Below are 18,728 nucleotides of genomic sequence, written 5' to 3' on the forward strand. Positions count from 1 at the left end.
ACAGCCGGCAAACAATTTGTAACAGCGTGGATTCCGCCGCCCCGGCTAAACTGTCGGCCATGCGTGCCCTGACCAGAATTTTCCCGGTTTTACTCGTTTTGACCGCCCAGGCGGCGGCAGCGGTCGACCTGGCCGATCCGCTGGCCACCGACGCCTTGCTGCCCCTGCGTCAGGCGTCGGCGCTGGCCGCCCGCGTCGGCGCCGTGCCCTGCGCCGACAGCTTGCCGGAGGCGCCGCTGACAGCGCAGGACGCCGTCGATCTCGCGCTCTGCCGTCACCCGCAGACCCGCGAACTGTGGGCCAACGCGCGGGCGCAGGCGGCGCAGCTCGGGGTCGCCCGGGCGGCCTGGCTGCCGACGCTCGATGCTCGCGCTTCGACCGCGCGCAACTTCAACGAAGACAGCCGCTTCACGTCGAGCAGCGCGGCGCTCGATTTCTCCTGGCTGCTGTTCGACGCCGGCCGGCGCAGCGCCGCCGAGGAAAACGCCAGCCAGTTGCTGGAAGTCGCGCTGGCGACCCGCGATGCCAGCGTGCAGGCGCTGTTCCTTGCCGCCCTGCAGGGCTATTACGGCGCCCAGGCGGCGCAGGCGGCGGTGCAGGCGACGCTGGACAGCGAAACCGCCGCCCGCGCCAGCCTGGAAGCCGCCGAACTGCGCTACAAGGTCGGCGTCGCCACACCGGCCGATCGCCTGCAGGCGCAGACCGCGCTGTCGCAGGCACGGCTGGCCCGGCAGCGGGCGGCTGGCGAAGCACGCAAGGCGCTGGGCGGGCTGGCCAACGCGCTGGGCTTCCCGGCGCAGACGCCGCTGCAACTGGCGCCGCCGGCCGAAATCGGCGAAACCACCGCCTTCCGCGACGAGGTCGAGGCGCTGATCGCTCGTGCCGTCGAGCGTCGCCCCGACCTCAAGGCGGCCGAAGCGCAGGTGCGCGCCGCCGCCGCCGCGGTCGACGCCGCCCGTGCCCAGGGGCGGCCGACGCTCGGCCTGTCGGCCGGGCCGGACTGGCAGCGGCTGGCGGGGACGACGACGCACGGCGGCAGCATCGGCCTGACCCTGAACGTGCCGCTGTTTTCCGGCTTCGATACCACCTACCGCGTGCGCGCCGCCGAGGCGCAGCAGGAAGCGCGCGCCGCCCAGCGCGACCGCCTGCGCAACCAGGTCTCGCTCGACGTCTGGCAGGCCTACCAGAATCTGGCGACGGCGACCGAGACATTGCAGACGACCCGCGACCTGCTGGCCAGCGCCGAACAGGCCGACCGCGTCGCGCGCGGCCGCTACCGCGCCGGCGTCGGCAACCTGCTCGACCTGCTCAACGCCCAGAGCGCGCTGGCCGACGCCCGGGTCCAGCGCATCCGTGCCGAACTCGACTGGAACATTTACCGCGCCACCCTGGCCCTGGCCATGGGGGCGCTCGACGACACGCTGCTGCGGGCGGCGGAGGAAAAACGATGAACAGGAAGACAGGCCGGCTGTTGTTCGGCGCGCTGCTGATCGCCGCGCTCGGAGGCGGTGCTTACTGGTATTTCGCCGGCGGCGCCGGCCAGACGCCGGAACAGCGCTACCGGACGGCAGAGATCGGTCGCGGCGACGTCACCCAGACGGTGTCGGCCAACGGCACGCTGAACCCGGTGGTACTGATCAGCGTCGGTACCCAGGTCTCGGGCACGGTGAAGAAGCTCTACGTCGATTTCAACGACAAGGTCACCGCCGGCCAGCCGCTGCTCGAACTCGACGACGCGCTGGTCTCGGCGAGCGAGCGGCAGAGCGCGGCCAGCGTCAGCAGCGCGCAGGCGACATTGGAACTGGCGACGGCCAACGAGGCGCGGATGAAGGCGCTGCTCGCCGAGGAGTACGTCTCGAAGCAGGAATACGACCAGGCGGCACAGGCGCTCAAGGCGGCGCGCGCCCAGCTGGCCCTGAGCCAGGCGCAGAACGCGCGCGACCGGGCCAACCTGGGGTTCACGACGATCCGCTCGCCGGTCGACGGCGTCGTCATCGACCGCGTCGTCGACCTCGGCCAGACGGTGGCGGCCAGCTTCCAGACGCCGACGCTGATCAAGATCGCCAAGGACCTGTCGGAGATGCGCATCGATACCAGCTTCGCCGAAGCCGACATCGGCGCCATCCGCGAGGGGCAGAAGGCGCGCTTCACGGTCGATGCTTTCCCCGACCGCAAGTTCGAGGGCGTCGTCCAGCAGATCCGCCTCAACCCGACGACGCAGCAGAACGTCGTCACCTACAACGTGCGCATTTCCGTCGCCAACCCCGACCAGATCCTGTTGCCGGGGATGACCGCCTACGTGACGATCGGCGTCCAGCAGCGCAAGGATGCCCTGCTGGTGCCCAACGCGGCACTGCGCTTCAAGCCGGCGGAGGCCGCTCCCGCCAAGGCGGAAGGCGGCCGGCCACCGGCCGGCATGGCGCCGGGCATGGGCGCCGGGGCCGACGGCGGCGGTGCCAAGTCCGGCAACGCCAAGGGACGCAAGCGCGACGGCCAGCAGGCGACGGTCTACGTGCTGGCCGACGGCAAGCTGCAGCCGGTGGCGGTCCAGCTCGGCATCACCGACAGCCGCAACACCGAGGTGCTGGGCGGCGAACTCGCCGAAGGGGCGCAGGTGGTCGTCGGGGAGAACGGGGGCGGCGGCAAGTCGCCGTCGTCGGTCGGCATGCGGATGTTCTGATGGCCGGCGACGTCATCCGGGTGCTCGGCCTGGGCAAGTCCTACCCGACCGCCGCCGGCGAGTTTCCGGCGCTGCGCGGCGTCGACCTGGCGATTGCAGCGGGCGAGTACATCGCGATCATGGGACCGTCCGGTTCCGGCAAATCGACCTTCATGAACCTGCTCGGCTGCCTCGATACGCCGAGCCTCGGCGAGTATTACCTGGCCGGCGAGAACGTCGCGACGCTGGACAAGGACGCGCTTGCCGTCCTGCGCAACCGGACGCTCGGTTTCGTCTTCCAGGGTTTCAACCTGCTGCCGCGCATGAGCCTGCAGGACAACGTCGCGCTGCCGCTGGTCTATGCCGGCGTCGACAAGGCAACGCGGCGGGCGCGGGCGCGCGCCCTGCTCGAACGGGTCGGTCTCGGCAAGTACGCCGAGTCGCTGCCCAACCGGATTTCCGGCGGCCAGCAGCAGCGGGTGGCGATCGCCCGGGCGCTGGTCAACGCGCCGCGGCTGATCCTCGCCGACGAGCCGACCGGCAACCTCGACAGCCACACCAGCGAGGAAATCATGCGCCTGTTCGGCGAACTCAACGGCGACGGCATCACCATCGTCCTGGTCACCCACGAACCCGACATCGCGGCGCACGCCAAGCGCCAGGTGCGCTTCCTCGACGGCCGCATCGTCAGCGACCACCTCACCGGAGCCGGCGCATGATCCATCCGATGCTCGGCGAAGCCTGGCTGGCGATGGGCGCCAACCGCCTGCGCACGGCGCTGACCATGCTCGGCATGGTGATCGGCGTCGGCGCCGTGGTGATCATGCTGGCCATCGGCCAGGGCGCGCAGTACGCGGTGCAGCAGACGATCAGCACGATGGGCGCCAACCTGTTCATCGTCCTTTCCGGCTCCTTCACCACCTCCGGCGTGCGCAGCGGCAGCGGCGGCGGGCCGACGCTGAGCGTCGCCGACGCCGAGGCGATCGCCGAACTCGACGGCGTCGTCAACGTCGCGCCGACCCACCAGGGAACGCGGCAACTGGTCTATGGCGCGCAGAACTGGAGCAGCCAGGTGATCGGCACCACGCCCTCCTACCTCGACGCGCGCGCCTGGAGCGTCGTCAATGGCGGCGCCTTCGGCGATTCCGACGTGCGCTCGGCGACGCGGGTGGCGCTGATCGGCAAGACCGTCGCCGAAAACCTGTTCGGCGACGAGGACCCGGTCGGCAAGACGCTGCGCATCCAGCAGAGCCCCTTCGTCGTCGTCGGCGTGCTCGGCGCCAAGGGCCAGAACCTCGACGGCCGCGATCAGGACGACAGCGTGATCATTCCGCTCAGCACCGCCCAGCGCAAGGTCTTCGGCACGCCCTTCCTGGGCTCGGTGCGGATGATCATGGTGCAGGCCGACTCGGCCGACAACATGGAACGGGTGATGGACGCGACGACCGCGCTGCTGCGCCAGCGCCACCGCCTGCGCGACGACATGCCCGACGACTTCTTCATGCGCAACCTGTCGGCGGCGGCCGAGTCGGAAGCGGCGACGACACGGACGATGTCGGTCCTGCTCGGGGCGATCGCCTCGATCTCGTTGCTCGTCGGCGGCATCGGCATCATGAACATCATGCTCGTCTCGGTGACCGAGCGGACGCGCGAGATAGGCATCCGGATGGCGATCGGCGCCCGGCGCAAGGACATTCTCAGCCAGTTCCTGCTCGAATCGGTGATGATTTCCTTCGCCGGCTGCCTGCTCGGCCTGCTGCTCGGCGTCGGCATCGCGCTGGCGATCAACGCCTTGACCGGCATGGTCGTCGTCATTTCCGGCAGCGCCGCCCTGCTCGCCTTCGCGGTGGCGGCCGGGGTCGGCATCTTCTTCGGCTGGTATCCGGCACGCAAGGCGGCCCGACTCGATCCGATCGAAGCCTTGCGCTACCAGTAATTCAGCGTACGCGCGGCCGGTTGGCGAGTTCGTCCGGGTTGTCGTCGCCGGCCGGGAAGTGCTGCGCGAGCAGCGCCGTCGCCCGGTCGACGGCGAGGTGCAGGCCGTTGGCGTAGCGGCCGGCGGCGAACTCGGTTGCCACGGCGCGGCAGATGGCATCCCATTCGGCCTGCGCGACGCAGGCGGCGATGCCGCGGTCGGCGAGGATTTCCAGGCGGCGGTCGAGCAATTGGACGTAGATCAGGATGCCGGTCGCCTCGCGCGTCTGATCGACGCCGTACTGCTGGAACAGTGCTTCGGCGCGCTGCCGGCTGTCGAGGTCGCGGCGTAGCGCCGACCAGGGCAGGGTGCTGTCGACGGCGACGCAGATTTCGCCGCGATGCCGCCGTTCGGAAGCGGCGATGCTCGCCGTCAGCGCGTCGAGTTCGGCCGGACCGAGGGCGCGCCGGAGCAGCCAGGACGGTGCGCTCAGATGACGCAGGACATGCCGGAGTCGCATTTCACCACCTCCCCGAGGCGCCGCCGCCACCGAAACTGCCGCCACCGCCCGAGAAGCCGCCGCCGCCGGAAAAACCACCGCCGCCGCGCCAGTTGCCGCCACCGCGACCGGAACGCAGGAAGGAGGCGAAAAAGGTGACGACGATGGCGATCAGGCAGGCGCCGAGCGAGCCGAAAGACAGCCAGGCCAGCCAGCCGGCGAGCAGCGAAACCGCCAGCGAACCGAGCAGACCGAAGATGGCGCGGGCGATGCTGGCCAGGAAGATGGCGACGAAGAGCAGGGTGTCGCTGTCGAAACTGCTGCCCTTGTCGCCTGGTTTGGCGGCTGGCGGCGGCAGCGCTTCGCCGCCGATCAGGCGGCCCAGCGTATCGACCGCGGCGTTGAGGCCGCCGGCGAAATCGCCCTGGCGGAAACGCGGCGCCATCTGTTCGTCGATGATGCGGCGGGCGATGGCATCGGGAATTGCCCCTTCCAGCCCGTAACCGACCTCGATGCGCATCGTCCGGTCGTCGCGGGCGACGATGACGATGACGCCGTCGTTGACGCCGCGGCGGCCGATTTTCCAGGCTTCGGCGAGGCGGATGCCGTACTGTTCGATGCTTTCCGGCTGCGTCGTCGGCACGATCAGGACGACGACCTGGGCGCCCTTGTCGCTTTCCAGGTGGGCCAGGCGTTCGTTCAGCGCGCCGCGTTCGGCCGCGTTCAAGGTCGCCGTCGTGTCGACGACGCGTCCGCTCAGCGCCGGTAGCGCGAGCGGCCCGGCGCTCCAGCCGGCGAGCGGCAGCAGCGCGAACAGGCAGGCGAGGAGCCAGCGGCGCAGCGACAATTTACTTGTTGTCGAACTTGACGGTCGGCGCGTCGGCAATCGCCTTCTCGTTGTCGACGCTGAAGTTGGCCTTCGGCTTCCAGCCCATGGCCATCGCCGTCAGGTTGTTCGGGAAGGTGCGCACCGAGACGTTGTAGACGCGCACCGCGTCGATGTAGCGGTTGCGGGCGACGGTGACGCGGTTCTCGGTGCCTTCGAGCTGCGCCTGTAGGTCGCGGAAATTGGCGTCGGCCTTGAGTTGCGGATAGTTTTCGGCGACCACCAGCAGGCGGGCCAGGGCGCTGCTCATCTCGGCCTGGACCTGCTGGAACTTGGCAAAGGCGGCTTCGTCGTTGATCAGCTCCGGCGTCGCCTTGATCCCGCCGACGGCGGCGCGGGCCTCGGTGACGCGGGTCAGCACTTCCTTCTCGTGGGCGGCGTAGCCCTGGACGGTGGCGACCAGGTTGGGCACCAGGTCGGCGCGCCGCTTGTACTGGTTGAGCACTTCCGACCAGGCGGCATTGACGCCTTCGTCGTTGATCTGGATCTGGTTGTAGCCGCAGCCGGAGAGCAGGGCAGTGATGAGGGCGAGCAGGGCAAGGATGCGCAGGCGCATGGGGGAACTCCTGGGGGCTTCAGTGAAAGGTTGGGGCGGCGTTCACGCGTCGCCGACCTGGGCGGTGGCCCAGCTCAGCGCCTCGCGGTAGCAGGCGACCAGCCGGGCCGTTGGGATCTGCAGGGCGCCGGCGAGGATCACCGCCTGGTCGAGCTGGCAGCGTTCGAGCATGATCGCCAGTTGCAGCGGCGGCGCGTGCGGCCCTTCGTTGCGCAGCAGCGCGGCGGCGACCGCTTCCGGCAACTGGATGCGGGCGAGGATTTCGCTCAGCGGCCGTTCGAGCAGGCAGTCGATCAGCGACAGCAGGCCGACCAGGAAGGCTTCGTCGGCGGCCTGGCCGCTGTCGCGGGCGAGGCCGGCAAGCAGCGCAGCGCGGCCCATGGCCAGCATGAGCAGGGTGCCGTCGCGGCCGTTGTCGCCGTCCATCCGGAACATCGCCAGCGACAGCCAGCGGTACAGCGCGTCGCGGCCGAGCAGGGTGATCGCCTCCTCGATCCCGGCCACCTTGCGCGGCAGGCCGTAGAGCGGCGAGTTGGCCATTTCCAGCAGCTTGACGACCACCGCCGGGTCGCGCATGGCGGTGGCGGCGATCGCCTTCAGCGGCGCGTCGGCGCGGATCTGGTTGAGCATGTCGATGACCACCAGCCGGCTTTCGCTGATTCGCTCGGCGCTCGCCGCCTGATCCCGGCTGGCGGTGAAGCCGCCGCTGCAGTAGGTGATGCCGAGGCGCTGGCAGAGCCGGAATTCGTCCCAGGATTCGATGCCGTCGGCGAGCAACCCGACCCCGGGGCGCCGCCGGGCGAGCGCCTGCAGCCGCTGTTCGAGTGCGGCCAGCGGCACTTCGTGGAATTCGAGCAGGAACAGGTCGACCGGCAGTTCGGCCTGGGCGTCCACCTGCCAGGGCAGGTAGGCGGCGACCCGGCCGCCGGCGACGTGGATGGCATCGATCAGGGCGCGCGGGTCGGCGCAGGCGGCAAGGTCGGTGATCAGCAGGTGGCTGTGCGCGGCGAGCAGCGGCGTGAAGTCGGCGTCGGCCCATTGGGCAGCGCTCAGGGGGATCAGCAGCGGGCGCTGTGCGGCGGCCGGGCGGACGTTTTCGTGTGCCAGGCCGGCGCTCAACTGAGCGCCGCTGATTGCCGCATCGCCGTCGAGGGCGCGCGGCAGCAGCCGGTAGCCGGCGATCCGGCGGTCGGCGCCGATCAGTTCCTGCCAGGCGAAAAGGAGGCGCGGCGCCGCCGCTGCCGGGGGCGTTGCCTCGACCTTGGGGGCGCTGGCTTTGGCCGGCGGCGGGCTGCTCAGACGAGCGAAGAGTTTCTTGAACAAGGGGATGGACAAGGTGGGTTGATCTGCCTGGCATCATAGGCCAGAGCGCGGCTTTCGGGAATGCCGGCAGCCTTGCCCTTACGCCGGCAGGCGCACCCAGTTGCCGTCGCGGTAGCCCTCGATCGGTTGGAAGCGCGTCTTGTAGGCCATCTTGCGGCTTTCCGCGATCCAGTAGCCGAGATACAGGTAGGGCAGGCCGAGTGCCTGGGTCTGCCGGGCCTGCCAGAGGATGTTGAAGGTGCCGTAGCTGGCGCCGGGGACGTCGGGGTCGAAGAAGGTGTAGACCGACGACAGGCCGTCGTCGAGGACGTCGATGACGCTGACCATGCGGACCTTGCCGTTGTCCGAGAATTCGATCAGGCGGCTGTCGACGTGGCTTTGCAGCAGGAACTGGGCGTACTGTTCGCGGCTGTCCTCGTCCATGCCGCCGCCCGGGTGGCGGCTGTCCTGGTAGCGGCAGTAGAGGTCGAAATGCTCGGCCACGAAACGCAGCGGCAGTTCGCGCACCTGCAGCCCGGCATGCTGCTTCCAGGCGCGGCGCTGGCTGCGCGTCGGGCGCAGTTCGGCGACCGGCAGGCGGACCGGGACGCAGGCGCGGCAGCAGTCGCAGTGCGGCCGGTAGGTGAACAGGCCGCTGCGCCGGAAACCGGTGCGGATCAGCACGCCGTAGATCTGGCTGTCGATCAGGTGGGCCGGCGTCGCCACCTGCGAGCGCGCCTCGCGATCCGGCAGGTAGCTGCAGGGATAGCGCGAAGTGGCGTAGAACTGGAGCAGCGAGAAGGGCAGGTCGGCGTCGTCGGGCTGGGACATGGCGGTCATCCAACGCTTGCCAGGTTGGCCGCCGTCCAGCGGCTGCCGACCTCTCCGCCAACCAGGTCGGCGAGACGGGACAGGAAGTCGGCGCGCGGGATTTCGCGGGCTCCCAGCGAAGCGAGATGGGGCGTGTACATCTGGCAGTCGATCATACCGAAGTCATGAGCACGGAGGTGGCGGATCAGGTGGGCAAAGGCAAATTTCGAGGCGTTGTCACGGCGGGAAAACATCGACTCGCCGTAGAACATGCGGCCGATGGCCAGGCCGTAGAGTCCGCCGACCAGCTTGCCGTCTTCCCAGGTTTCGACCGAATGCGCCCAGCCGAGTTCATGCAGGTGGACATAGGCGGCCATCATCTCGGCGCTGATCCAGGTGCCGTCCTGGTCGGGGCGCGGAGTGGCGGCGCAGCCGGCGATGACGCCGCGGAAATCGCCATCGAAACTGACCCGCAGCGGCCCGCCGCGCAGCAGCCGGCGCAGCGAGCGCGACAGGCGGAATTCCTCCGGGAACATCACCATGCGCGGGTCGGGGCTGTACCACAGCGGGTGACCCTCGACCGTGCCCCAGGGAAAGATGCCGCGCCGATAGGCGTCGAGCAGCCGTGTCGGCGAGAGTCCGCCGCCAACGGCGAGCAGCCCGCCCATTTCGGCACTGGCCGTGGCGACCGGCGGAAAAGGCGTCTGCGGGCCGAGGTAGGGGACCATCCGGGTCAGGCCGGCGCCGCCGCCTGCTGTTCGAGGCGGCGTTCGCAGGCGGGATCGTCGCCGCAGGCTTCGTGTTTCTTGAAGGCGATGACGTGGTCGGCGTCGAGGCGGATGCCGATCTGTTCGCCGAGCGCGTGATTGTGGTGCGAAGGAACCAGCGACAGCACCTCGCTGCCGCTGGCCAGGCGCAGGGTGTACAGGATTTCGGCGCCGCGGAAAGCCTTGTGCAGGACTTCGGCACGGACCGGGCTGGCATCGTCGTGGACCACGTCGTCGGGGCGCAGCAGGACGTCGACCCGGCAGCCGTCCTCGCAGTGGGCGCAGCTTTCGTGGCATTCGACCGGAGTGTCGGAACGCAGCGTGCCCAGTTCCATGCGCACGCTGTTGCCGTCGCCGACGACGCCGGGTAGCAGCACGCCCTGGCCGATGAAGTCGGCGACGAAGCGGTTGGCCGGGCGGTGGTAGAGGTTGTACGGCGTATCCCATTGCTGGATGCGGCCGTGGTACATGACGCCGATCTCATCGGCGATGGCGAAGGCTTCGTTCTGGTCGTGGGTGACCATAATCGCGGTCGAGCCCTCGCGCTTGAGGATTTCCCGGACTTCGAACGAGAGACGCTCGCGCAGGCCAACGTCGAGGTTGGAGAAGGGTTCGTCGAGCAGGATCAGTTCCGGACGCGGCGCCAGCGCCCGGGCCAGGGCGACGCGTTGTTGCTGGCCACCGGAAAGTTCGTGCGGGTATTTGTCGCCGAGGCCGGCCAGGCCGACGGTGGCCAGCATCTGGCGCACGCGCAGGCTGGCCGCTTCGTCACGGCGCCGATCAAGGCCGAAGGCGATGTTTTCACCGATGCTGAGGTGGGGGAACAGTGCGTAATCCTGAAAAACCATGCCGATCCGGCGTTTTTCCGGGGCGATGTGCAGTCCCGGACGGCTGACGACCTGATCGTGGATGCGGATTTCGCCGCCGACGATTTCTTCGAAGCCGGCGATGCAGCGCAGCAAGGTCGTCTTGCCGCAGCCCGAGGGGCCGAGCAGACAGGCGATGCTGCCGGTTTCGAGACGGAAACCGACACCGTCGACCACCAGGTGTGTGCCGTAGCGCTGAAGAATGTGGGTTAATTCGAGCTGTGCCATGGTGCTCGATTATAATTCGCATTCATGAACTCGCGCTCAAGCTTCCTCTTCCCGCGGTTGTCGCCGCTCCTCATCGTCGGTCTCGTCGTCGCAGCGCTTGCCGCCATGCCGGTAAGCAGCGTCGGTCTCAACCTGTTCGTCGGCGGGACCAGCGCAATCTGGGCCCATCTGGCGCAGACGGTGCTGAGCGAGTACATCGCCAATTCGTTGTGGTTGTGTCTGGGGGTTGCGGTCGGGGTTGCCGTGGTCGGCGTGACGACCGCCTGGCTGACGGCGATGCACGATTTTCCCGGGCGGCGCGTCTTCGAATGGGCGATGGTTTTGCCGCTGGCAGTCCCGGCTTACGTGATGGCGTATGTCTATACCGACTTCCTGCAGTTCGTCGGTCCGGTGCAGACCGCTCTGCGCGAGACTTTCGGCTGGGAACACGGCGATTACTGGTTCCCCGACATTCGTACCTTACCCGGCGCGGTGCTGATGTTCGTCAGCGTTCTCTATCCTTACGTCTATCTGCTGGCGCGCAGCGCCTTCCTCGAGCGGGCGAGCGGCATGCTTGAGGCGGCGCGGACCTTGGGCATGGGGCCGTGGCGCGCCTTCTTTTCGGTGTCGCTGCCGCTCGCCCGGCCGGCGATTGCCGCCGGTATCGCACTGGCCCTGATGGAAACATTGGCCGACTATGGAACGGTGGCCTATTTCGCGGTGAATACCTTCACGACCGGCATCTATCGCGCCTGGTTCTCGCTCGGCGACCGCGTTGCGGCGGCCCAGCTGGCGGCGATGCTGCTCGGTTTCGTGCTGCTGCTGCTGATGGTCGAGCGGGTGTCGCGCGGGCGTGCCCGCTATCACGATACGACCGGGCGTAATCGTCCGCTGGCCGGCAGGCGTCTGAGCGGTATCCGGGCGTGGCTGGCCTCCGCCGTGTGCCTGTTGCCGTTGCTGGTCGGCTTCCTGCTACCTGCCGGCTTGCTGTTGAAGATGGCTCTGACCGAAGGCGACGCACAGTTTGGCGAGCGCTTCCTGCTTCTCTCACGCAACAGCTTCGTGCTGGCCGGGACGACCGCATTGCTTGGTGTCCTGCTGGCGTTGCTGCTGGCGTATGGGGCGCGGCTGGCGAAGGGCGGGCTGGCGGCCGGGTTGAATCGCCTGGTCGGTCTCGGCTATGCGGTGCCGGGGGCGGTGATCGCCGTTGGCGTGCTGATTCCGGTGACGCGGCTCGATCAATGGCTGGCCGGCCAGTGGGAAAGCTGGTTCGGCAACAACCCGGGTCTGCTGCTGACCGGCGGCATCGCCGCCCTGGTCTACGCCTATCTCGTGCGTTTCCTGGCGGTGGCGCTGCATACCGTGGAGTCCGGGCTGGGCAAGATCACTTCCAGCATGGACGACGCCGCCCGCAGTCTCGGGCTCGGTCAGGGAGCAAGCCTGCGCCGGGTGCATGCGCCGCTGTTGCGCGGCAGTCTGCTGACCGCAGGCTTGCTGGTTTTCGTCGATGTGATGAAGGAATTGCCGGCAACGCTGGTGATGCGCCCGTTCAATTTCGATACGCTGGCGACGCAGGCCTATACCCTGGCTTCAGACGAGCGGCTGGCGGAAGCGTCTACCGCGTCGCTGGCCATCGTCGCCGTCGGCATCCTGCCGCTGATCCTGCTCTCGCGCCAGATTGCGGCAAGCCGTCGTCGCTGAGACTTACTTTGGCTTGTCGTCGATCGAGGCAGGCGGCGTCGGGTCGGTCTTTTCCCAGGCGCCGCCCGAGCGCTCGAAGTCCAAGGCCAGAACGTTGGTGTCCACGCCATAGACCCCCTTCAGATCGACCTGTTCGATAGCGTCCTTGGGTTGCGAGGTAATGAACCTGACCATGCTGTCGTGCCGTGTTTCCGGTGGCGTTGCCGGTTTGCTTGGCGCTTGGTCGAATTCGAGCATGGGCATGTCCAGAACCGGTTTGTCTCCGGAGGAGAGTTCCTTGGCGCGTTCGAAGATGGACGGCGGGATATCCAGGTCGAAAGGAATCTGGGCGTTGTTGGCGAGCAGCAGGGCGGCGATTTCCGTATGTCCGGCCCGCATCGCCAGACGCAAGGGAGCACCGGTACCGTCCGCGGTGGGTGCATCGAGATCGGCGCCGCGGCGTATCAGTTCGCGAACGATCGGCACATTGCCGATGAAACAGGCGGTACGCAACGGCAGTCCACGATAGCCGTGGATATCCGGTGTTTCGATGTCAGCATTGTCATCAAGCGCAGAGGCGACCCGGTGCAGACTGTTGGCTCGGATCGCCTCGATCAATGAATTTGCGGCACCAAGGCGGTTGGATCCCATGTCTCTTTCTCCTGTGCTGCGGGGGATTCTAGGGGATGCCAGCCGCTTTGGCGAGAGGGAAGAGCGCCTGATTTACTTGAAGCCGACCCGGTCGAAAATCATCTGCGCCTTGACCTGGTACATTGCCAGGCTATTGACTGGCAGCGTGTCGGCCTTGAATTTGCCGAGCTTGTCCAGCGCAGGGTTGGCAAGCTTGACCGATGCGACGACGGGCCATTCGTTGTTGCCGTCGGCAAAATAGCGTTGCGCCGAATCCGATGCCAGGTATTCCAGGAACTTCAGCGCCGCAGCCTTGTTCGGCGCATGTTTCAGGATGCCGCCGCCGGAAACGTTGATGTGGGTGCCGGTCGTCGCCTGATTGGGCCAGACGATCCCGACCTGTTCCATGACTTTCTGGTCAGCGGCCTTGTTCGAACGCATCAGGCGGGCGACGTAGTAGCTGTTGGAAATGGCGACGCCGCATTCGCCGGCGGCGACCGCCTTGATCTGGTCCGTATCACCGCCTTTCGGAGCGCGGGCGAAGTTGGCGACCATGCCACGCGCCAGTTCTTCGGCCCTGGCCTCGCCGTCATGCGCGATCACCGAGGCGAGCAGAGACAGGTTGTAGGGGTGCGAGCCAGAACGCGAGCAGAATTTTCCCTTCAGTTTCGGGTTGGCGAGGTCGCTGTAGTTCTGCACATCGGCCGCGGAGACTTTCGCCTTGTTATAGACGATGACGCGGGCACGGGTGGAAAAGGCTGCCCATTCGGCGGTGCGGAGGTGGGCCGGGATGCGTTTTTCCAGAATCGGCGAGCTAAGCGGCGCGAACAGTCCCATTTCCCGCGCCTTGGCCAAGCGTGAGGCGTCGACGGTCAGCAGGACGTCGGCTGGGCTGTTGGCGCCTTCGTTGCGTATGCGTTCGAGCAGCTCGTCCTCCTTGCCTTCGATCCGGTTGATCTTGATGCCAGTCTGCTTGGTGAAATCGGCGTACAGCGCTTCGTCGGTCTGGTAGTGACGGGCCGAGTACAGATTGAGCACTTTTTCCTCGGCCAGCGCCGGTTGCAGGGCGGCGGCAATGGACAAGGCGGCGAGCGAGACTTTCAACTTCATTGGTTTCTCCAGTTTTGCGGATGGGGCATTTTCTATTCTACGGCAAAAATTATTAATGAGAAACATTACCAACTGTGGGTGAAAAAAAACGGCCGAACGGCCGTAATTTCGATCAGCGGGCTTCGATGATCCTTCTGGCGCCGTTGAAGCGACTTTGCCAGTAGCTGTTGTTCATGTTCTCGACCCGGACTTCCGAGCCTGCGCGCGGTGCATGCATGAAGTGATTGTCGCCGAGGTAGATGCCGACGTGCGAGAAGGTGCGGCGCATGGTGTTGAAGAAGACGAGATCACCGGGCTGCAACTGGCTGGCGTCGATCTGTTCGCCAACCTGGCTTTGTTCGCGCGCGGTGCGCGGCAGGTAGGCACCGATGCTTTCCTTGAACACCATCTGGACGAAACTGCTGCAGTCCAGGCCATTCTCGACGCTGTTGCCGCCCATCTTGTAGCGCACGCCAACCAGCTTGAGGCCTTCCAGGATGACATCCTGAGTGACGTTGGTGTAACGTTCGACGAAGGACATCGGAGTTTCCGGCGAACGCGTCGCTTCGGCCGCGCCAACCGGGCAGACGCCGGTCAGGAGAAGTGCGGAGCCAAGCAGAAGGGATGTGATTTGTCGATACATGGGCGCGTAATCTATTTGAAATCTGCCGCTCTGTAAAGCCCATCGAAGCTGCTGGCGAGTGGAAATGAAACTATGTTCATAATCCGTAATTATGAATACAATCCCAACCCCTAGGCGTGAGGAGGCAGGTCACCGTGGATTCGTTCAAGGCATTGTTGATTGAAGAGAGCGAAGGCAAGGTCGCCAATCGCTTCGTCGATATGACGGTTGCTGACCTCGATGCTGGCGAAGTCCTGATCCGGGTCGCCTATTCAAGCGTCAATTTCAAGGATGCGCTGGCCGCTACCGGTGCCGGCAAGATCATCCGGCGCTTTCCCTGTGTCGGTGGCATTGATCTTTCCGGAACTGTCGTCGCCAGCGATGATGCCAGATTCAAGCCCGGAGACCCGGTCATTGCGACCAGTTTCGACATCGGCGTTGCACATCACGGCGGTTACGCCGAAATGGCCAGGGTGCCGGCCGATTGGGTGGTGCCGCTGCCTGCCGGAATGTCGCTTTACGAGGCGATGGTGCTGGGCACGGCGGGTTTCACTGCGGCGCTGGGCGTGGTCCGGATGGAAGAAAACGGTCTGACGCCGGCCAAGGGGCCGGTGATCGTTACCGGCGCGACCGGCGGAGTCGGCAGTCTGGCCATCGACATGCTGGCGCAGCGCGGCTATCACGTTGTGGCGCTGACCGGCAAGGAAAGCGAAGCAGACTACCTGCGCAGCCTCGGCGCGGCGGAAGTGATGCTGCGCCAGAGCCTCGATCTGAGCAAGATCCGGCCGCTCGATCGGGCGCGCTGGGCGGGCGCCGTGGACAATCTGGGCGGCGACGTGCTGGCCTGGATCGCCAGCACGATGGAGCAGGGCGGCACCATCGCCAGCATCGGCCTGGCTGCCAGCATGAAGCTGAATACCTCGGTGGCGCCATTCATCCTGCGCGGGGTTTCGCTGCTCGGCATTGATTCGGGCTACATTCGCGAGCCCTATCGGCATGGCGTCTGGCAGCGTTTGGCCAGCGATCTGCGCCCGCCGCACCTGCTGGACATGGCGCGGACGATCAGTTTTTCCCAGTTGCCGGAGACTTTCGAGCAATACATTGCAGGCAAGGCCAAGGGGCGGGTCGTCGTCGAACTGGCCGGGGGCTGAGATGGCTACCCTGCCGCGCATTCTCATCGTCGATGATTCGAAAGTGGTGCGGACCTCGCTGGCCCAGCACATGCGCGATCATTACGAGGTGCGGGAGGAGGCCGACGGCGAGGCCGCCTGGCAGACGCTGGTCCTCGACCAGTCAATCCGGGCGGTGGTCTCGGACATCCAGATGCCGAAGATGAACGGCTACCAGTTGCTGGAGCGTTTGCGCTCGTCGCGCCTGCGGCGCTTGCAGCAGATGCCCTGCATCCTGGTGACCGGTGAGGAAACCGAGGAAGAAAGAGGCAAGGCGCGCGGCCTGGGGGCTTCCGATTTTCTGACCAAGAGCAGCGGCGCCAGCGAGGTGCTGGCCCGCTTGGGCAACCTGCTGGCCCTGCAGCAGGCCCAGGAAAGTCTGGACAGTGGTCGCGAGCAGATGGTCCAGAATCCGGCGACCGGCCTGTTCACCCGCCGCTACCTGGAGTTGCAGGTGGCCCAGGCGCTGTCGCATTCGGCGCGGCATGGCATGGACGTCAGCATGATGGTGCTCGGCTTCGACGGGTACGACCGGCTGTGCGAAAAACTGGGCCCGGAAATGGCCGAAGAAGTTGGCAATCGCTTTGCCCGGATGCTGGCCGGCAAGGTCCGTCAGGAGGATAGCCTTGGCCACGTGGCGGCTGGACAGTTTGCGGTTGTCTCGCCCGGAACGGCGGCCAATTTCTGCGCCTGTTTTGCCGAGCGGGTCCGCCAGGCAGTGGAGGTGGCGCGCCTCTCGGTACACGGCGAGGCGCTGGCGCTGACCGTCAGCATCGGTCTGGCAAGCGTGCCGGTGGATGTCGTGAGTTCCGCTGGCGCCTTGCTGGAACTGGCGACGCAGCGCATGCAGCAGGCGATGGCGGCCGGCGGCAACCGGGTCGAGGCCGGTGGCGTGTTGCCGGCGACGCGGCCGATTTCCCTGCCGCACGCGCTGGAATTGCTGCGTGCCAACCGGCCGGCGCCGGTGGTGCCGCATCTTGATGCCTTGCTCGGGCAGTTGCTGCCGATGCTCGTGCTGATCGACAAGGAACTCGACTTGACGCTCCCCATTGGGGAGATCGAGCGTTATCTGGGCGAACGGAACAGTAAAAACCAATAATCCGTTCTTTTATTTTGTGCAGGAACCATTAGCTAGCTAGAGGGAGCTTTATGACGACTTACAAGGAGTTTCACCAGTATTCGATTGAGAATCCGGATGCATTCTGGACCGAACAGGCCCAGCTCATCGACTGGAAGGAACCGTTTACCCAGGTCTGCGATTTCTCGCGGCCGCCGTTTGCCAAGTGGTTCGTTGGTGGCAAGACCAATCTCTGCCACAACGCGATCGACCGTCATGCGGCGAAGCGTCCGAACGACAACGCGCTGATCTACATCTCGACCGAAACCGACGAAGAGAAGATCTATTCCTTCGCCGAGCTGCAGGCCGAGGTCGAGCGCATGGCGGCGATCTACCTGAGCCTCGGCGTCAAGAAGGGCGACCGCGTCCTGATCTACATGCCGATGATCCCGCAGGCGGCGTTCGCGATGTTCGCGGCGGCCCGCATCGGTGCCATCCACTCGGTGGTTTTCGGCGGTTTTGCTTCCGGTTCGCTGGCCACCCGCATCGACGACGCCAAGCCGACCCTGATCGTTTCTTCCGACGCCGGCATGCGCGGCGGCAAGGCGGTTCCCTACAAGCACCTGCTCGATGAGGCGATCGAGATCGCCGAGCACAAGCCGACCAAGGTACTGATGGTCGACCGTGGCCTCGACAAGGGCTTCAACAAGGTTGCCGGCCGCGACGTCGATTATGCGGCGCTGCGCGAGCAACTGATGAATGCCCGAGTCGAATGCGAATGGCTGGAATCGTCCGAGCCCTCGTACATCCTCTACACCTCCGGTACCACCGGCAAGCCGAAGGGCGTGCAGCGCGACACCGGCGGCTACGCCGTGGCGCTGGCCTCGTCGATGAAGCACATCTACTGCGGCGGCGAAGGCGAAACCTACTTCTCCACTTCCGACATCGGCTGGGTGGTCGGCCACTCCTACATCATCTACGGTCCGCTGATCGCCGGCATGGCGACGATCATGTACGAAGGCACGCCGCTGCGCCCCGATCCGGGCATCTGGTGGCAGATCGTCGAGAAGTACAAGGTCAACGTGATGTTCTCGGCGCCGACCGCCGCCCGCGTCCTGAAGAAGCAGGACCCGGCGTACATGCACAAGTACGACCTGTCGTCGCTGAAGCACATCTTCATGGCCGGCGAGCCGCTCGACCAGCCGACCCACGAGTGGTTCCAGAACGAACTGCAGAAGCCGGTCATCGACAACTACTGGCAGACCGAAACCGGTTGGCCGATGCTGGCCGCGCTGCACGGTGTCGAGAAGACGCCGATCAAGTTCGGTTCGCCGTCCTTCCCGGTCTACGGCTACAACCTCAAGATCTTCCGCGAGGACGGTTCCGAGTGCGGCGCCAACGAGAAGGGCATCGCTGCGGTGATCCCGCCGCTGCCGCCCGGCTGCCTGTCCACCGTCTGGGGCCAGGACGACCGTTTCGTGTCGACCTACTTCACGCTGTTCAAGGATCCGCTGGTCTATTCTTCCTACGACTGGGCGATCAAGGATGACGACGGTTACTTCACCATCCTCGGTCGTACCGACGACGTCATCAACGTCGCCGGTCACCGCCTGGGCACCCGCGAAATCGAGGAAGCGATCCAGAACCACGCCGCCATCGCCGAAGTTGCCGTGGTCGGTGTCGAGGACAAGCTGAAGGGGCAGATGCCGATGGCCTTCGCCGTGGTCAAGGACGCGTCCAAGATCGCTACCCCGGAACTGGTCAAGGCGCTGGAGAAGGAAGTCTTCGCCACCGTCGACGGCATTCTCGGCGCCATTGCCCGGCCGGCCCGCGTGCACTTCGTCGTCGGTCTGCCCAAGACCCGCTCCGGCAAGATGCTGCGCCGTTCGCTGCAAGCGCTGGCCGAAGGCCGCGACCCGGGCGATCTGACGACGATCGAGGACCCGTCGACGCTGGAAAACATCAAGAAGCTGCTGGCTGGCTGATCGCCAATGGCCTTCCCGAAAACCGCCGG

The 18,728-nt window shown here is 66.3% G+C and carries 18 protein-coding genes; 8 read left to right on the forward strand and 10 right to left on the reverse strand.

All coding sequences use genetic code 11. From position 1 onward, the window contains the following. Positions 1 to 59 precede the first annotated feature (59 nt). From ACLIIZ_RS09310 to ACLIIZ_RS09325, 4 genes are read left to right on the forward strand one after another with little or no spacing between them, the layout of a single operon-like run. Positions 60 to 1,451 (forward strand): TolC family protein, encoded by a 1,392-nt coding sequence (locus ACLIIZ_RS09310; RefSeq protein WP_416691823.1) that lies wholly within the window; start codon positions 60 to 62, stop codon positions 1,449 to 1,451. Beyond that, the gene (locus ACLIIZ_RS09315; RefSeq protein WP_416691824.1) at positions 1,448 to 2,680 is read left to right on the forward strand and encodes an efflux RND transporter periplasmic adaptor subunit; all 1,233 of its coding nucleotides are present in this window, start codon (positions 1,448 to 1,450) and stop codon (positions 2,678 to 2,680) included. Before ACLIIZ_RS09310 ends, ACLIIZ_RS09315 begins: the two co-directional genes overlap by 4 nt. Beyond that, the gene (locus tag ACLIIZ_RS09320) at positions 2,680 to 3,378 is read left to right on the forward strand and encodes an ABC transporter ATP-binding protein (protein WP_416691825.1); all 699 of its coding nucleotides are present in this window, start codon (positions 2,680 to 2,682) and stop codon (positions 3,376 to 3,378) included. The genes ACLIIZ_RS09315 and ACLIIZ_RS09320 overlap by 1 nt, the downstream gene beginning before the upstream one ends. Next, on the forward strand, positions 3,375 to 4,595 hold the full coding sequence (locus ACLIIZ_RS09325; protein ID WP_416691826.1) for an ABC transporter permease: 1,221 nt from the start codon (positions 3,375 to 3,377) through the stop codon (positions 4,593 to 4,595). Before ACLIIZ_RS09320 ends, ACLIIZ_RS09325 begins: the two co-directional genes overlap by 4 nt. A 1-nt stretch (position 4,596) precedes the next feature. Here ACLIIZ_RS09325 and ACLIIZ_RS09330 read toward each other — a convergent pair whose 3' ends face one another. The 7 genes from ACLIIZ_RS09330 to ACLIIZ_RS09360 form a co-directional block, all read right to left on the reverse strand. Then, entirely contained in the window at positions 4,597 to 5,094 is a 498-nt protein-coding gene (locus ACLIIZ_RS09330) for a TPM domain-containing protein (protein ID WP_416691827.1), read from the reverse strand. A gap of 1 nt (position 5,095) precedes the next feature. Then, on the reverse strand, positions 5,096 to 5,920 hold the full coding sequence (locus ACLIIZ_RS09335) for a TPM domain-containing protein (protein ID WP_416691828.1): 825 nt from the start codon (positions 5,918 to 5,920) through the stop codon (positions 5,096 to 5,098). 1 nt (position 5,921) lies between these two features. Beyond that, positions 5,922 to 6,515 (reverse strand): LemA family protein, encoded by a 594-nt coding sequence (locus tag ACLIIZ_RS09340; protein WP_416691829.1) that lies wholly within the window; start codon positions 6,513 to 6,515, stop codon positions 5,922 to 5,924. 42 nt (positions 6,516 to 6,557) lie between these two features. Next, positions 6,558 to 7,850: an EAL and HDOD domain-containing protein gene (locus tag ACLIIZ_RS09345; protein WP_416691830.1), complete on the reverse strand. Its 1,293-nt coding sequence runs from the start codon at positions 7,848 to 7,850 to the stop codon at positions 6,558 to 6,560. Between the two features lie 66 nt (positions 7,851 to 7,916). Beyond that, entirely contained in the window at positions 7,917 to 8,648 is a 732-nt protein-coding gene (locus ACLIIZ_RS09350; protein WP_416691831.1) for an arginyltransferase, read from the reverse strand. Positions 8,649 to 8,653: 5 nt separating this feature from the next. Beyond that, complete coding sequence (gene aat, locus ACLIIZ_RS09355) at positions 8,654 to 9,355, reverse strand: leucyl/phenylalanyl-tRNA--protein transferase (protein WP_416691832.1); 702 nt, start codon at positions 9,353 to 9,355, stop codon at positions 8,654 to 8,656. A gap of 5 nt (positions 9,356 to 9,360) precedes the next feature. Then, positions 9,361 to 10,488 (reverse strand): ABC transporter ATP-binding protein, encoded by a 1,128-nt coding sequence (locus tag ACLIIZ_RS09360; protein ID WP_416691833.1) that lies wholly within the window; start codon positions 10,486 to 10,488, stop codon positions 9,361 to 9,363. Between the two features lie 105 nt (positions 10,489 to 10,593). Between ACLIIZ_RS09360 and ACLIIZ_RS09365 the strand changes: the two genes are divergently transcribed. Then, positions 10,594 to 12,168 (forward strand): ABC transporter permease, encoded by a 1,575-nt coding sequence (locus ACLIIZ_RS09365; RefSeq protein WP_416691944.1) that lies wholly within the window; start codon positions 10,594 to 10,596, stop codon positions 12,166 to 12,168. A 3-nt stretch (positions 12,169 to 12,171) separates the two neighbouring features. Here the strand turns inward: ACLIIZ_RS09365 and ACLIIZ_RS09370 are convergent, their stop codons facing one another. The 3 genes from ACLIIZ_RS09370 to ACLIIZ_RS09380 form a co-directional block, all read right to left on the reverse strand. Then, positions 12,172 to 12,798: an ankyrin repeat domain-containing protein gene (locus ACLIIZ_RS09370; protein WP_416691834.1), complete on the reverse strand. Its 627-nt coding sequence runs from the start codon at positions 12,796 to 12,798 to the stop codon at positions 12,172 to 12,174. Between the two features lie 72 nt (positions 12,799 to 12,870). Continuing rightward, positions 12,871 to 13,887 (reverse strand): Fe(3+) ABC transporter substrate-binding protein, encoded by a 1,017-nt coding sequence (locus ACLIIZ_RS09375; protein WP_416691835.1) that lies wholly within the window; start codon positions 13,885 to 13,887, stop codon positions 12,871 to 12,873. A gap of 112 nt (positions 13,888 to 13,999) precedes the next feature. Beyond that, entirely contained in the window at positions 14,000 to 14,407 is a 408-nt protein-coding gene (locus ACLIIZ_RS09380) for a C40 family peptidase (RefSeq protein ID WP_416691836.1), read from the reverse strand. Between the two features lie 236 nt (positions 14,408 to 14,643). Here ACLIIZ_RS09380 and ACLIIZ_RS09385 point away from each other — a divergent pair, with 236 nt between their 5' ends. The 3 genes from ACLIIZ_RS09385 to ACLIIZ_RS09395 are packed head-to-tail and all read left to right on the forward strand — an operon-like array spanning position 14,644 to position 18,699. Further along, complete coding sequence (locus tag ACLIIZ_RS09385) at positions 14,644 to 15,639, forward strand: oxidoreductase (RefSeq protein ID WP_416691837.1); 996 nt, start codon at positions 14,644 to 14,646, stop codon at positions 15,637 to 15,639. A gap of 1 nt (position 15,640) precedes the next feature. Continuing rightward, positions 15,641 to 16,756: a GGDEF domain-containing response regulator gene (locus tag ACLIIZ_RS09390; protein WP_416691838.1), complete on the forward strand. Its 1,116-nt coding sequence runs from the start codon at positions 15,641 to 15,643 to the stop codon at positions 16,754 to 16,756. 50 nt (positions 16,757 to 16,806) lie between these two features. Next, positions 16,807 to 18,699, forward strand: coding sequence for a propionate--CoA ligase (locus ACLIIZ_RS09395; protein WP_416691839.1), 1,893 nt, complete (start codon positions 16,807 to 16,809; stop codon positions 18,697 to 18,699). Positions 18,700 to 18,728: the final 29 nt, after the last annotated feature.

The organism is Azonexus caeni, assembly GCF_048146105.1.
Classification (GTDB): domain Bacteria; phylum Pseudomonadota; class Gammaproteobacteria; order Burkholderiales; family Rhodocyclaceae; genus Azonexus; species Azonexus aromaticus_B.